Origin of the sequence: Agromyces kandeliae, from assembly GCF_009674665.1 — a bacterium.
Lineage (GTDB): Bacteria > Actinomycetota > Actinomycetes > Actinomycetales > Microbacteriaceae > Agromyces > Agromyces kandeliae.
On sequence record NZ_WKJD01000021.1, the window covers coordinates 99,156 to 112,742 of the forward strand.

At 71.6% G+C, this 13,587-nt stretch carries 13 protein-coding genes and 1 tRNA gene; 5 read left to right on the plus strand and 9 right to left on the minus strand.

Translation table 11 applies throughout. The features are described from left to right. Positions 1–17: 17 nt before the first annotated feature. Both GJR97_RS16195 and GJR97_RS16200 read right to left on the minus strand, forming a co-directional pair. Positions 18–479, minus strand: a complete 462-nt coding sequence (locus GJR97_RS16195; protein ID WP_324613607.1) for a DUF3237 domain-containing protein — start codon at positions 477–479, stop codon at positions 18–20. Continuing rightward, on the minus strand, positions 476–2,143 hold the full coding sequence (locus GJR97_RS16200) for a CocE/NonD family hydrolase (RefSeq protein ID WP_154347814.1): 1,668 nt from the start codon (positions 2,141–2,143) through the stop codon (positions 476–478). The genes GJR97_RS16195 and GJR97_RS16200 overlap by 4 nt, the downstream gene beginning before the upstream one ends. Before the next feature lie 156 nt (positions 2,144–2,299). Between GJR97_RS16200 and GJR97_RS16205 the strand changes: the two genes are divergently transcribed. Continuing rightward, positions 2,300–2,872: a TetR/AcrR family transcriptional regulator gene (locus GJR97_RS16205; RefSeq protein ID WP_154347815.1), complete on the plus strand. Its 573-nt coding sequence runs from the start codon at positions 2,300–2,302 to the stop codon at positions 2,870–2,872. A 345-nt stretch (positions 2,873–3,217) separates the two neighbouring features. On the opposite strand, the gene GJR97_RS16210 is transcribed toward GJR97_RS16205, so the two are convergent. The 3 genes from GJR97_RS16210 to GJR97_RS16220 form a co-directional block, all read right to left on the minus strand. Continuing rightward, a tRNA-Gln gene (locus tag GJR97_RS16210) sits at positions 3,218–3,289 on the minus strand. A gap of 130 nt (positions 3,290–3,419) precedes the next feature. Then, entirely contained in the window at positions 3,420–4,934 is a 1,515-nt protein-coding gene (gltX, locus tag GJR97_RS16215) for a glutamate--tRNA ligase (protein WP_154347816.1), read from the minus strand. Continuing rightward, positions 4,927–5,925 (minus strand): LysR family transcriptional regulator, encoded by a 999-nt coding sequence (locus tag GJR97_RS16220; RefSeq protein WP_154347817.1) that lies wholly within the window; start codon positions 5,923–5,925, stop codon positions 4,927–4,929. The genes gltX and GJR97_RS16220 overlap by 8 nt, the downstream gene beginning before the upstream one ends. An 81-nt stretch (positions 5,926–6,006) precedes the next feature. On the opposite strand from GJR97_RS16220, the gene GJR97_RS16225 reads away from it, so the two are divergent. Continuing rightward, positions 6,007–7,134, plus strand: a complete 1,128-nt coding sequence (locus GJR97_RS16225; RefSeq protein ID WP_154347818.1) for an aminotransferase class V-fold PLP-dependent enzyme — start codon at positions 6,007–6,009, stop codon at positions 7,132–7,134. A gap of 80 nt (positions 7,135–7,214) precedes the next feature. After that, positions 7,215–7,796, plus strand: coding sequence for a dihydrofolate reductase family protein (locus GJR97_RS16230; RefSeq protein WP_324613608.1), 582 nt, complete (start codon positions 7,215–7,217; stop codon positions 7,794–7,796). A gap of 13 nt (positions 7,797–7,809) precedes the next feature. Here GJR97_RS16230 and GJR97_RS16235 read toward each other — a convergent pair whose 3' ends face one another. The 3 genes from GJR97_RS16235 to GJR97_RS16245 all read right to left on the minus strand — a co-directional run bounded on the left by GJR97_RS16235 (position 7,810) and on the right by GJR97_RS16245 (position 10,876). Continuing rightward, entirely contained in the window at positions 7,810–8,589 is a 780-nt protein-coding gene (locus tag GJR97_RS16235; protein WP_154347819.1) for a fumarylacetoacetate hydrolase family protein, read from the minus strand. Between the two features lie 71 nt (positions 8,590–8,660). Beyond that, positions 8,661–9,758, minus strand: a complete 1,098-nt coding sequence (locus GJR97_RS16240; protein WP_407643612.1) for a branched-chain amino acid aminotransferase — start codon at positions 9,756–9,758, stop codon at positions 8,661–8,663. A gap of 47 nt (positions 9,759–9,805) precedes the next feature. Further along, positions 9,806–10,876, minus strand: a complete 1,071-nt coding sequence (locus GJR97_RS16245) for a 3-isopropylmalate dehydrogenase (RefSeq protein ID WP_154347821.1) — start codon at positions 10,874–10,876, stop codon at positions 9,806–9,808. A gap of 136 nt (positions 10,877–11,012) precedes the next feature. On the opposite strand from GJR97_RS16245, the gene GJR97_RS16250 reads away from it, so the two are divergent. After that, positions 11,013–11,276 (plus strand): DUF6458 family protein, encoded by a 264-nt coding sequence (locus GJR97_RS16250; RefSeq protein ID WP_154347822.1) that lies wholly within the window; start codon positions 11,013–11,015, stop codon positions 11,274–11,276. 36 nt (positions 11,277–11,312) lie between these two features. Here GJR97_RS16250 and GJR97_RS16255 read toward each other — a convergent pair whose 3' ends face one another. Further along, positions 11,313–12,935: an MFS transporter gene (locus GJR97_RS16255; protein ID WP_154347823.1), complete on the minus strand. Its 1,623-nt coding sequence runs from the start codon at positions 12,933–12,935 to the stop codon at positions 11,313–11,315. Between the two features lie 79 nt (positions 12,936–13,014). Between GJR97_RS16255 and GJR97_RS16260 the strand changes: the two genes are divergently transcribed. Beyond that, positions 13,015–13,578, plus strand: a complete 564-nt coding sequence (locus tag GJR97_RS16260) for a TetR/AcrR family transcriptional regulator (RefSeq protein WP_154347824.1) — start codon at positions 13,015–13,017, stop codon at positions 13,576–13,578. The last annotated feature ends 9 nt before the right edge of the window (positions 13,579–13,587 follow it).

The following is a 13,587-nucleotide window of genomic DNA, read 5'->3' on the forward strand; positions in this document are numbered from 1 at the left end:
GTTGCGGGGCGAGCCGTTCAGGCGACCAGGTACACGCGGATGCAGACCTGACCGTCCTCGTCGCGGGCGAGTCCGATGAACTGGTGTTCGGCCAGCCAACGGTGCTGCGGGGCATCCGTCTGGAAGACGGGTGCGGTGCGGAAGTAGAGGCCGGGTTCGTCCTCGGGAACGTTCTCTCCGCGTTCCATCCGCGCGAGCACGTCGGGGGTCGCCCGGAAGTAGCCGCGGTTCAGGATGTCGATGACGGCGCCGTCGTCGGCGCGGATCAGGTATCGGGCCTCGAGTTGGGCAGTGCCGTGACGCTCGACCGCCCAGTCGCCGCCGCCCGGCAGGACTTCGCCGTTCAGCCGCGGGCCGGCGACCGTGCCGCCCGAGATCGGGGTGAACGAGAGCCGTTCTTCGGGACCGCGTCCGATGTGCAGGTCGGCGTCGATCGTGGCTCGGATCTCGAAGACGTACTCCAGGACGGGGTTTATCACGGCAGTTCTCCTTCGAGGACGGGCAGGGTGAGCGAAAGGCCGTCGCGACCACCGACGGCGAGGGACTGTGTATTGCAGCGGGTCTCGCCCCACGTCCAGGGGTCGGCGCCGGTGCCCGTCTGCGGCAGGAACTCGGGGTAGTCGCTGCTGGAGATGTGTACGCGGAGTCGATGGCCCGCTTGGAGGCGGTACCCGACGTGACCGAGGTCGATCTCGAGGGTCTCGGGTTCCGTCGCCTGCAGCAACTGCTGCTGTCCGCGCGCGATTCGCAGTGCCGTGCCGTCGGGGGCGACGTCGAGCAGCCGGACGAAGCAGTCCATGACGGGTCCGTCGGAGCAGACGCGGAGCCGTGCGGTCACCGGCCCGGCCAGGTCGACATGACTCGGAACGGGCGGCGAATCGAACCGGAGCACGTCCGAGCGGTCGCCGATCGGAGCCTCGTCGGGGTGAGACAGCAGGAACGAGAAGGCGTCCGGAGCGCTCGACGGCACGAGGTCGGCCGGATCGTGGGTCCACTGCATCGTCGCCTCGGTGGCAGTGCTGTCCGCGACGAGCCCGCCGTCGACGGTCGCATGTCGGGTGACGGTTTGCACGTCAGCGGGCGGCCACGTCGACGCCTCCTGCATTCCCTCCGTACCCGCGAGGTTCCAGCTGACCCGGGGGATGTCGCCCGGTGCGCCGTTCCCGCGCACGAACACGTCGAAGAAGGCGATCGCCGGGTCGAGAGTGCGGGGCAGCAGATCGCGGATCTGCTGCTCGCTGCGTTCCCACACCCGATCGCGCTCGGCATCGAGCAGTCGGTAGCTCTCGTGGTCGATCGACTCGATCCGCAGGTAGTGGTGGGCGTCCCAGTTCGGATGGCGCCCGATCTCATCGACATCGGCCCACGAGAGCGGCGCGCAGTTGTCCCACCATCCGATCGTGTGCAGCACCGGCACGGAACGACCTGCGAACGGGTCCCCGCCCGGGAACCGCTGCAAGTGCACCGGATTCGGGTACCACTGGTCGTAGGAGAGCCCGCGTGCGCCGACCTGGTTCATGAACTCCTCGGCCTGGGTTGCGAAGTCGCGACGCGACCAGTCGGGCTCCCAGTGCAGCGCATCGTTGGCGAAGAACTGCGTGAGCGGGTACAGGTACGTCACGCCCCACTCGACGCGGCGAGTCCGCCCCGGCGAGTTCCGATGCACCGGCTCACCCAGCTGCGTCCCGGTCACCCGAGGCGAGATCGCCTTGAGCGCCGGATGCCCGCTGGCGGCAGCCGCCCATTGGGTGTAGCCGTAGTAGCTGTCTCCCCACATCGCGACCCGCCCGTTCGACCACGGCTGACGGATGATCCACTCGATCGTGTCGTACCCGTCGTCGACCTCGTTCACGAAGAGGAGCGCGTCGCCTTCGGAGCGGAACTTGCCGCGAACGTCCTGCGCGACGACGCGGTAGCCATGCCCCATGAAGTACTCGGCGATCAGCGGAATGAAGCAGTAGTAGCCCGACTTGTCGTAGGGCAGCCGGATGAGGATGGTGTCGCCCGGGCTCGTCTCGACGTCGCCAGGTGCGCCGGGCAGGTAGACGTCGGCCGCGAGCCGCACCCCGTCGCGAACCCGCACACGCGCCGGAAACGAGAGTGCGCTCTCGGGTGCCGGCGGGGTTCGAACGATGTCGAGCATGTCTCTCCTCTGCGAGGCGCATCGCCGATCGATGCGGTGAGGTCACGCTACGGAGCCTTTCGTAAATAGTCAAGTCCGACTAGACTAGAATTTATCGCGCCGCTACACTCGCAACGGCGGAACCGCGCAGTCTGCGCACGAGAGGAGTACGAGTCGATGGGTCGCCCCTCTGTCGCCGCCGAGCGACGCGCGCAGATCCTGGACGCCACGATGGCGACGATCGCCGAACACGGCATCCACGGCACGACGCTCGACCGCATCGCCGACGCCGTCGGGATGTCGCGCGGCCACGTCCGGCACTTCGTCGGCAATCGCGACCGGCTGCTCCTCGATACGGCCATCGCGGTCTTCGCGGGCGGGAACGGGCAGGTCGGCTCCATACTCCCGTCCGAGGTCGACGACCTCGATGCCGCGCTCGACTACCTCTTCGGGCCCGAGTTCAACTCTCCCGATCGGGAGAACGCCGTGGTGCTCGGACTCGTCGAGCTCGCGCGCGTGACTCCGGATATCGCGGACGTCCTCACGACGGCGTACACGGCGACGCGTCTGCAGATCGCCGACCTGATCGCACGTTCGCATCCTCAGGCATCGCAGGAGTCACGACTGACCGCGGCGTACGGCGTGCTCACCTGCGCCCTGGGCTCGGTGTTCCTCGGCGACTTCGACCGGGATCCGGCGCTCATGGAACGGACACGTGCCGCGGCGGAATCGCTCCTGGCCGCGCTCTGACACGCGGCAGGAGCGAGCGCGTTCACTCTCACCAAGATCGCGAGAACCGTCCACCTGAAGCACTCCCAGCTGAGCACGTTCATCGCCTTGGCTCGCTGGAATGGTGAGCGCGGCCGATCGAGAGGGGGCTTCGCGGGCCCGCCCTGCGCACCGCCTTTCGGCCCGGAACGGCGACGTCGGCGTGCTGCGGACCTGCTCCCGCACTCCGCGCCCAGCCGATTCGCTCTCCCGGGGTCTCAATCGCCTTGCGAGCGCGACTCAAGAAGCTGGGAAACTAGCGGGAATCAGACGTGCGAAGTGAGGCACGAACACGAAAACCCCCGCCTGAGCGGGGGTTCTTCACTGCTGGGGTACCTGGACTCGAACCAAGAACAACTGAACCAGAATCAGCCGTGTTGCCAATTACACCATACCCCAATGGCCCTGAACCGGGGTTCCGGGCCGACATGTAACTGTAGCCGATCGCGGGGTGCGGTCCAAATCGAGCGGGCCTCGTGAGCGGATGCCGCGGCGCGCCGTGCAGGGCGCGGCCGCGGCATCCGTCGGGTCAGTCGACCAGTGCTGCGAGGCGGTCGATGCGGTCGATGGACTCGACGCGGCCGAGGATCTGCATGGACTCGAAGAGCGGCGGGGAGACGCGTCGGCCGGAGACCGCGACGCGGATCGGGCCGAAGGCGATGCGGGGCTTGAGGCCGAGGCCGTCGATGATGGCCGAGCGGAGGGCCTCCTCGATCTCGGTGTGCGTCCATGCCTCGCCGGGGATGCGCTCCAGCGCCTCGCGGGCGGCGGCGAGCACGGCGGGCGCGTCGGCGGGCAGCGACCCGACGGCGGCCTCATCGAACTCGAGGGATGCGGCATCCGTGAAGAGGAAGCCGAGGAGGCCGGGCACCTCGCCGAGCACGGTGATGCGCTCCTGCACGAGCGGTGCGGCCTCGACGAGGAGTGCCTCCTCGCCGGGCGTGATCGGCGTCGAGACGACGCCGGCGGCCTGCAGGTAGGGCACGGTACGGGAGGTGAAGTCGGCGAGCTCGAGCAGCCGGATGTGGTCGCCGTTGATGGCGTCGGCCTTCTTCTGGTCGAAGCGGGCCGGATTCGGGTTGACCTCCTCGACGTCGAAGGCCTCGATGAGCTCGTCGCGGCTGAACACGTCGCGGTCGGCGGAGAAGCCCCAGCCGAGGAGCGCCAGGTAGTTGACGAGACCCTCGGGGATGAAGCCGCGGTCGCGGTGGTGGAAGAGGTTCGACTCGGGGTCGCGCTTGGAGAGCTTCTTGTTGCCCTCGCCCATGACGTAGGGCAGGTGGCCAAAGCGCGGCACGAAGCTCGTGACGCCGATCTCGATGAGCGCGTGGTACAGCGCGATCTGGCGCGGCGTCGAGGAGAGCAGGTCCTCACCGCGCAGCACGTGCGTGATGCCCATGAGCGCGTCGTCGACGGGGTTCACGAGCGTGTAGAGCGGGGCGCCGTTCGGGCGCACGACGACGAAGTCGGTCGTCGAGCCTGCCGGGAAGTCGATGCGGCCGCGCACGAGGTCGTCGAACCCGAGGTCGACGTCCGGCACGCGCAGGCGGAGTGCCGGCTGACGCCCCTCGGCGCGGAACGCGGCGCGCTGCTCGTCGGTGAGGTCGCGGTCGAAGTTGTCGTAGCCGAACTGCTTCGGCCGGCCGGCGGCCTCGTTGCGCGCGTCGATCTCGTCGGCCGTCGAGTAGCTCTCGTAGACGTGCCCGGCGGCCTTCAGCCGCTCGATGACGTCGGCGTAGATCTCGCCGCGCTGCGACTGGCGGTACGGCTCGTGCGGGCCGCCGACGTCGATGCCCTCGTCCCACTGCAGGCCGAGCCACGAGAGGGCGTCGATGATCTGCGCGTAGCTCTCCTCGCTGTCGCGCGCGGCGTCGGTGTCCTCGATGCGGAAGACGAAGGTGCCGCCGGTGTGGCGCGCGTACGCCCAGTTGAAGAGGGCCGTGCGCACGAGGCCGACGTGCGGGGTACCGGTGGGCGAGGGGCAGAACCGCACGCGGATGTCGGATCCGGTGGCGGTCGTCGTGGGGTGGGTCGTGTCAGACATCGCCCTCAATGGTACGGCCCGGGCGCGGATCGGCGGGGGTGCCGCCGCGGCCGGCGACGAGGCGCGCGAGCGCCTCGGCGGCCACCGCGACGGCCGGGACCCCGCGGCCGCCCCGCGCGGTCACCAGGTGCAGCGTCCGCCGGTCGCCGTTCGTCGTGCCGCGCACCGCGACGCCGGCGCGCTTGCCCGCCGACTCGATCGCGAGCGCGGGCAGCACGGCGACGCCGAGTCCGCTCGCGACGAGTTCCTCGACGGCGACGAAGTTGTCGGTCTCGACGGCGATGCGCGGCGCGAACCCCGCGGTGTCGCACAGCTCGAGCAGGTGGCCGCGGCAGCGCGGGCATCCGGCGATCCACGGCTCGCGCGAGAGGCCCGCGAGGTCGACGGTGTCGCCGCCCGCGAGCGGGTGCGTGTCGGGCAGCACGACGTGCATCGGGTCGCTCCCGATGGTCGTGACCTCGAGCCCGCGTGCGCTCTCGCGGTGCGGATCGGTGTGGTCGCCCGGGTAGCTGAACGTGAGCGCCAGGTCGGCGCGGTCCTCGCGCACGGCGGCGACGGCCTCGGGCGGCTCGGCCTCGACGAAGCTGACCCGCACGCCGGGGTGCCGGCGGGCCATCTCGGCCATGAACTCGGGCACGATGCTGGGCGACGCCGAGGGGAACGCCATGAGCCGCACCCGTCCGGAGCGGAGCCCACGCAGGTCGGCGAGCTCCCCGCGCGCCGCCTCGAGCGCGGTGGCGACCGCGCCGCCGTGGCGTGCGAGCACGCGGCCGGCTGGGGTGAGTCGGATGCCGCGGCCGGTCCGCTCCACGAGTGCGACGCCCGCGCGGGCCTCGGCCCGGCGCACCTGCTGACTGAGCGCCGGCTGGCTGTAGCCGAGGGCGCTCGCGGCCGCGGTGATCGACCCGCGCTCGGCGATCTCGCGGAGCACGAGCAGGCTGGTGGCGTCGAGGTCGGCGAGGCCCGAGGTCTCGGTTGGCGAGGCATCCATCCATCGATCATAAGCCAGCCTTATGTGAAGGATCGCAGACCTGCTCTCGACGGATCGAATCGAGCCGAGCACGCTGGAGACATGACCGCGACCACCTTCGCCTCGACCGGCGCCGACGCCTTCGCCTCGTCCGGAGCGTCCGCTGCGACCGGCGCGTCCGCCGCGACGACGACCCTCCCCGACCCGCGATTCACCGCGGGGCGCGGCTACCTCGCCGCCTGCACGCTCGGCATCCCCGCTGCGCCCACGGTCGCCGCCGTCACCCGCGACCTCGAGCGGTGGCGCGACGGCCGCGCCTCCGCGGCCGAGTACACCGGTCTCGTCGAACGCGCACGCGGCCACGCCGCGACGCTCCTCGGCACCTCGGCCGACCGCGTCGCACTGGGCTCGCAGGTCTCGGTCTTCACGAGCCTCGTGGCCGCCTCGGCCCCGGCCGACGCCGAAGTGCTCTGCGTCGACGGCGACTTCAGCTCCGTCGTCGCCCCATTCCTCGCCCGTGGCGACCTGAACGTGCGCCACGTGCCGCTCGCGCACCTCGCCGACGAGGTGCGCCGGAGCACGTGGCTCGTCGCGTTCTCGCTCGTGCAGTCCGCGACGGGCGAGGTGGCGGACGCGGCATCCGTCGTCGCGGCGGCCCGCACGGCGGGCGCGCTCACCCTCGTCGACACCACGCAGGCGACCGGATGGCTCCCCACCACCGACCTCGGAGCCGACCTCGTCGTCTGCCACGCGTACAAGTGGCTCTCCGCGCCGCGCGGCGCCGCCTTCATGTCCGTCGGCGAGCGCGCGCTCGACGAGATCACCCCGCTCACGGCCGGGTGGTACTCGGGCGACGACCCGTGGGCGTCGTGCTACGGGCCCGAGTTGCACCTATCCACCGGCGCCCGGCGGTTCGACGTCTCCCCCGCGTGGCACGCCTGGGCGGGCGCCGAGGTGGCGCTCGAGCTCGCGGCCGGCCGCGACCCCGCCGCCGTGCTCGCGCATGATCTCGCGCTCGCGAACGCGTTCCGAGCGCAGCTCGGGCTCGAGGCATCCGACAGCGCGATCGTCACGTGGCCCGACCCCGACGGCGACGACCTCGCCGCGCTGACGGCGGCGGGCCTCGTCGCGTCCGGGCGCGCCGGGCGCGCGCGGGTCGCCTTCCACGTGTGGAACGACGGGGAGGACGTCGAGCTCGCGGCATCGGCCGTGCGGTCGACGCGGAGCTGACGCCCGACCGATCGAGGTCGTGCGACGGAGACGGCTCGTCGCGCGCTACCGTGGGCGCATCCCGACGCGAAGGAGCACCCGTGGGCAGAGTGGTCATGTACGCCTCGGTGTCGGTCGACGGCTTCATCGCCGACGAGCACGACCAGCCCGGCCCCCTGTTCGATTGGCTGACGAGCGGTGACGTGCCGCTCGACGAGAGCGGTGTGCTGAAGGTGTCGCGGGCATCCCACGACTACATCCGCTCGTACTGGCAGCAGATCGGGGTGACGATCTGCGGTCGCCGCGTGTTCGACCTGACCGACGGCTGGGACGGGATGCCTCCGAGCGGTATCGACCACGTCGTCGTCGTCACGCACCGGCCCGCGCCCGAGCGGTGGGACCCCGCGGCGCCCTTCCACTTCGTCGACGGCGTCGAGGCGGCCATGGCCACGGCGCAGGAGCTCGCGGGTGACCGCATCGTCGAGGTCGCCGCCGGCGACGTCGGCGGCCAGGCGCTCGCCGCGGGCCTGGTCGACGACGTGCGCATGGACGTCGCACCCGTCGTGTTCGGTTCGGGCAAGCGCTACTTCGGGTCGGTCGACGCGCAGCACCTGCTGGAGGATCCCGACGTGGTCATCCAGGGCGACCGCGTGCTCCACCTGCGGTACGGGGTGCGCCGCTGACGGCCCTCCGCGATCAGCGCACGGGCGCCTCGCGCACCGGGTTCACGAGCGAGCCCAGGCCCGACACCGACACCTCGACCGAGTCGCCGTCGACGATCGGGCCGACGCCGGCCGGCGTGCCGGTGAGGATCACGTCGCCCGGGAGCAGCGTGAACACGTCGGACGCATACGAGACGACCTTCGCCACCGAGTGCACCATGTCGGCGAGCCGGCCGTGCTGGTGCCGCGTGCCGTTGACGCTCGTCGTGAGCTCGCCGTGCGCGAGGTCGACGTCGGTCTCGATCACCGGGCCCAGCGGGCAGAACGTGTCGAAGCCCTTCGCTCGCGTCCACTGCCCGTCGCGCCGCTGCAGGTCGCGCGCGGTCACGTCGTTCGCCACGGTGTAGCCGAAGATCACCGACTCGGCGTCGGCCTCGCTCACGCGTCGGGCCACGCGCCCGATGACCACCGCCAGCTCGCCCTCGAACTCGACCTGCGCGCTCTCGGGCGGAAGCACGATCGGGTCGCCCGGGCCGATCACCGACGTGTTCGGCTTCAGAAACAGCAGCGGCTCCGGCGGCGCTTCGCCGCCCATCTCCTCCGCGTGCTCGTGGTAGTTCCTGCCCACGGCGACGACCTTCGACCGCGGGATCACGGGCGCGAGGAGCTTCGCGTCGGCGAGCGCGACGCGCTCCCCCGTCGGCTCGTAGCCGGCGAACATCGGGTCGGCCTTCAGCACGACGAGCTCGTGCTCCTCCTCGTCGACGATGCCGAACGAGATGGTCTCACCGTGGGAGAAGCGCGCGATCTTCATGCGTCCACCCTATTCCGCGGCGTCCGCACCAGCCCGCGAACGTGCGGGTGGTGCGGGCCGCCACGCAGCGACTACGCGTCGAGTCGCACCATCCAGCCGTGGCGGTCCTCCACGCGGCCGTACTGGATGCCGGTGAGCTCCTCGCGGAGCGAGAGCGCGAGCTCCTCGGCGGCCGCGCCCGAGTGGACGATCTCGAAGTCCTCGCCCAGGAGGCGCCCGATCGGCACGACGACGGCGGCGGTGCCGCAGGCGAACGCGCCGACGATGTCACCGGATGCCGCGCCCTCGCGCCACTCGTCGAGGGTCACGGGCCGCTGCTCGACCTGGTGGCCGCGGTCGGCCGCGAGGCGGAGGATCGAGTCGCGCGTGATGCCCTCGAGGATCGAGTCGGACTCCGGCGTGAGCAGCGTGCCGTCCTTCTTCACGAGCACGACGTTCATGCCGCCGAGTTCCTCGAGGTACTTCCCCTCGTCGAGGAAGAGCACCTGCTGGCAGCCCTTCTCGTGCGCCTCGGCCTGCGGCAGCAGGCTCGAGGCGTAGTTGCCGCCCGTCTTCGCCGCGCCCGTGCCGCCCTTGCCGGCACGCGCGTAGTGGGTCGAGAGCCAGATGTTCACGGGCTGCACGCCGCCGGGGAAGTACGCGGCCGCGGGGCTCGCGATGAGGTAGTACGCGACCTTCTTCGCCGGGCGCACGCCGAGGAACGCCTCCTTCGCGAACATGAACGGCCGGAGGTAGAGGCTCGTCTCGGGCGCGCTCGGCACCCAGTCCGCGTCGACCGCGATGAGCTGCTTCAGCGAGTCGATGAAGATCTCGACGGGCAGCTCGGGCAGCGCCATCCGCCTCGCCGAACGCTGCATGCGCGCGGCGTTCTCGAACGGGCGGAACGTGCGGATCGAGCCGTCGGCGTGCCGGTACGCCTTGAGGCCCTCGAAGATCTCCTGGGCGTAGTGCAGCACGGCGGCGGCCGGGTCGAGCTGGATCGGGCCGTACGGCGAGACGCGCGGGCGGTGCCATCCGCCCTTCTCCGACCAGCAGATGTCCGCCATGTGGTCGGTGAAGTGGTTGCCGAAGCCCGGGTCGGCGAGGACCGCCTCGCGCTCCTCGATCGACTTGGCGTTCTCGTTGGCGGTGACCTGCCAGACGAGCCCGGCGGGCGACGGGGTCTTCAGGGTGAGGTTCGACGTGGTCAAGGGATCCTCCTTCGGAATGGTGCGAGTCAGTGGGCGCCGACGGTGGCGCCGATGCGGGCGGCGATGGCGTCGCCGATCTCGGAGGTCGAGCGCCGGACGTCGCCGCGTTCGGCGATGTCGGCGGAGACCGCGTCGCGCACCCGGTCGGCGGCGGCCGCCTGCCCGAGGTGGTCGAGCAGGAGCGCCACCGAGAGGATGGCGGCGGTCGGGTCGGCGATGCCCTTCCCGGCGATGTCCGGAGCGGAACCGTGCACCGGCTCGAACATGCTCGGGAACCGGCCGTCGGGGTTGATGTTGCCCGAGGCCGCGAGTCCGATGCCGCCGCTGATCGCGCCGGCCAGATCGGTGAGGATGTCGCCGAAGAGGTTGTCCGTGACGATGACGTCGAATCTAGCAGGGTCCGTGACCAGGAAGATCGTCGCGGCGTCGACGTGCAGGTAGTCGACCGCGACCTCGGGGTACTCGTCGGCGACGGCGTCGACGAGCCGCTTCCAGAGCGAGCCGGCGAACACGAGCACGTTCGTCTTGTGCACGAGGGTCAGCTTCTTCTTGGGGCGAGCGGATGCCGCGGCGAACGCGTAGCGCACGACGCGCTCGACGCCGTACGCGGTGTTGACCGACACCTCGTTCGCGACCTCCGCGGGCGTGCCGACGCGGATCGCGCCGCCGTTGCCGACGTACGGGCCCTCGGTGCCCTCGCGGACGACGACGAAGTCGACCTCGCCCGGGTCGGCGAGCGGGCTCGCGACGCCCCGGTGGAGCACGCTCGGGCGGAGGTTGACGTAGTGGTCGAGCTCGAACCGGAGCTTCAGCAGCAGGCCGCGCTCGATGTTCGCACCCGCGAGGCGCGGGTCGCCGGGCACGCCGCCGACGGCGCCGAGGAGGATCGCGTCGTGGCGCTTGATCGCCTCGAGGTCGTCGTCGGTCAGGGTGTCGCCGGTCTCGAGGTAGCGTGCGGCGCCGAGCGAGAAGCGCGTCTGCTCGAAGGCGACGTCGGTGCCTGCCGTGGCGGCCTCGAGCGACTTCAGCGCTTCGCCCACCACCTCGGGGCCGATGCCGTCGCCCGGGATGACCGCGAGCCTGACCGTCGTTACCATGAACACTCCTTCGTACGCCAGCCCTCCCAGCGTACTGGCCGTCGCGCCCGTCGCTCACTACGCTCGGCGCCAGTGGGCGGCACCCCGCCCCTGCCCCCGCGGCCCCGCGCCGCTCGAGTGAAAGCAGGCACACCACATGAGTCTCGGCCTCGGAATCGTCCTGTTCGCCATCGGCGCCGTCCTGGCGTTCGCACTGAACCTGTCGGTGGACTGGATCAACGTGCAGATGGTCGGCTACATCCTCATGGCGGCGGGAGCCGTCGTGATCATCCTCGGCATCATCCTGCTGGCCCGTCGTCGGAGCTCGGTCTCCACGCAGCGCACGACGGTCGACCCCGCGACGGGCGACCGCGTCACGCGCAACGAGACCTCGCGTCCGGACGACACCACGGCGGTCTGACCGCGACCGACCGCTTCGCCCGCGAGGGGCGTCGCCTCACTCCGAGGCGGCGCCCCTCGCGTCGTCGAGGGTGAGCGCCGCGACGACGCCGGCGCCGACCATGAGCAGCACGCCGATGAACGAGGTCACGACCACGCCGCCGTCGAACGCGTGCGCCGCCGAGGCGAGCAGTTCGGCGGATGCTGCGGCGGGCAGCGACTCGGCGACCGTCACCGCGCCCGCGAGCGTCTCGCGCGCGGCATCCGCCTGCGACGCCGAGAGGCCGGCCGGCAGTTCGAGCGACGCGCGATACCACGCCGCGAGGATGCTGCCGAGGAGGGCGGTGCCGAGCACCGCCCCGAGTTCGTACGCGGTCTCGGAGACGGCCGAGGCCGCGCCGGCCTTCGCCGGCGGCGCGGCGGAGAGGATGAGCTCGTTCGACACCGTCTCGGCCATGCCGATGCCGAGGCCGAGCAGCACGAAGGCGACGATCACGCCGGCGATGCCCTCCCCCGCAGTGAGCGCGACGGTGAGGTAGCCGCCCGCGGAGACCGCGAGCGCCGCCGGCACCAGCATGCGGGGGCGGATGCGCCGCGCGAGCGGCACCACGGAGAGGCCCGCCGCGATCATCGCGACGAGGCCGGGCGCGAGCGCGAGGCCGGCCTGCACGGGCGAGAGCCCGGCGACGAGCTGCAGGTGCTGGGAGACGAAGAAGAGGAATCCCACGAGCGCGATGACGCTGAGGAGGTTCACGACCACGCCGCCGCCGAACGCGCCGACGCGGAACAGGCGCATGTCGAGCATTGGCGTGCGCGCCCGCAGCTGGCGTCGCACGAACCACGCGCCGAGCGCGAGTCCGGCGACGATGGATCCGACCGCGACGGCGTCGACGCCCTCGGTCGCGAGGTGCTTGATGCCGTAGACGGCGGCGCCCATCGCGCCGAACGAGAGCAGGATGCTCAGCACGTCGATACGGCCGGGCGCGGGGTCACGGCTCTCGGGGATGAGGATCGGCAGCAGCACGACGAGCGGCACGAGCACCGGAACGGCGAGGAGGAACACCGAGCCCCAGGCGAAGTGCTCGAGGAGGACGCCGCCGACGATCGGGCCGAGCGCGGCGCCGGCCGCGAAGCCCGACGCCCAGATCGCGATCGCCAGGCGCCGCTCCTCGCGCTCGGTGAAGACCGAGCGGAGCAGCGACAACGTCGATGGCATGAGCATCGCGCCGAAGAACCCGAGCGCGGCACGTGCGGCGATGAGCGCCTCGGAGGTCGGAGCGAACGCGGCCGCGATCGACACGACGGCGAAGCCGATCGAGCCGATGAAGAGCATGCGGCGGCGGCCGAACCGGTCGCCCGCGCTGCCCATCGCGACAAGGAGCGCCGCGAGCACGAGTGGGTAGGCGTCGATGATCCAGAGCTGCTGCGCGGCCGTCGGGCCGAGGTCGCGCGCGATCGCGGGCAGCGCGAAGCTCAGCACGGTGTTGTCGACCGCGACGAGCAGCACCGGCAGCATGAGCACGGCGAGCGCGACCCAGCGGCGCGTCGCGCCGCGCCGCGCGACCGACCCGAAGCGGCCGGGGTCGGGGCGAGGGGCGGATGTCGCGGCATCCGCCTTCGCGGCGGCGGCGGTGCCCCGGCGGGTCGGGTCGATGGTGGTCGTGTCGAGTTCGTTCGTCATGTCGGGGTCCTATTACTGTACCGGCTGGACGGTAGAGTATCAGATGCCGCCGACCGTTCCCCTCGCTACCATCGGAGCCATGAGCCGACCCCCCGCCGCCCGCGGCGCCGTCCTCGACGCCTTCGAGCGACTGCTCATCGACGGCGGCGTCCGTGCGGCGACGCTCGACGCCACCGCCCGGGCCGCCGGCGTGTCCAAGGGCGGCCTGCTCTACCACTTCGCCAGCCGCGACGCGCTCATCGAGGGCGTGCTCGACCGGTTCTCCCGGCTCGTCGACGACGACATCGCGGTGCTCGAGGGCGCGCCCGAGGGCGCCATCGCCTACTACGTCCGGAGCTCGGTCTCCCAGGACAGCCCGCTCGAGCGCGCCGGCGTCGCCGCCGCCCGACTCGCGCAGGCCGGCAGCGCTCCCGCGGTGCGGATGATCCGCGACGTCCGCGACCGATGGCTCCGCGCCATCCGCCGACACGTGCCCGACCCCACGATCGCGCTCGCCGTCACCCTCATCGGCGACGGGCTCTACTACGACTCCGCGCTCCACGGCGTCGACCCCGAGATCGGCGTCGACGCGCCGCACGGCGCCGACATGGACGCCCTCGTCGCACTCCTCGAGCGACTGGCGCACGGGCCGGCGCTCGAATAGCGCCGCCGC

Coding starts and splice junctions, on each gene's coding strand:
- gltX (WP_154347816.1), bottom strand. CDS start 4,934: ATGTCTGACACGACCCACCCCACGACGACCGCCACCGGATCCGACATC.
- GJR97_RS16200 (WP_154347814.1), bottom strand. CDS start 2,143: ATGCTCGACATCGTTCGAACCCCGCCGGCACCCGAGAGCGCACTCTCG.
- GJR97_RS16220 (WP_154347817.1), bottom strand. CDS start 5,925: ATGGATGCCTCGCCAACCGAGACCTCGGGCCTCGCCGACCTCGACGCC.
- GJR97_RS16225 (WP_154347818.1), top strand. CDS start 6,007: ATGACCGCGACCACCTTCGCCTCGACCGGCGCCGACGCCTTCGCCTCG.
- GJR97_RS16245 (WP_154347821.1), bottom strand. CDS start 10,876: ATGGTAACGACGGTCAGGCTCGCGGTCATCCCGGGCGACGGCATCGGC.
- GJR97_RS16255 (WP_154347823.1), bottom strand. CDS start 12,935: ATGACGAACGAACTCGACACGACCACCATCGACCCGACCCGCCGGGGC.
- GJR97_RS16260 (WP_154347824.1), top strand. CDS start 13,015: ATGAGCCGACCCCCCGCCGCCCGCGGCGCCGTCCTCGACGCCTTCGAG.
- GJR97_RS16250 (WP_154347822.1), top strand. CDS start 11,013: ATGAGTCTCGGCCTCGGAATCGTCCTGTTCGCCATCGGCGCCGTCCTG.
- GJR97_RS16205 (WP_154347815.1), top strand. CDS start 2,300: ATGGGTCGCCCCTCTGTCGCCGCCGAGCGACGCGCGCAGATCCTGGAC.
- GJR97_RS16235 (WP_154347819.1), bottom strand. CDS start 8,589: ATGAAGATCGCGCGCTTCTCCCACGGTGAGACCATCTCGTTCGGCATC.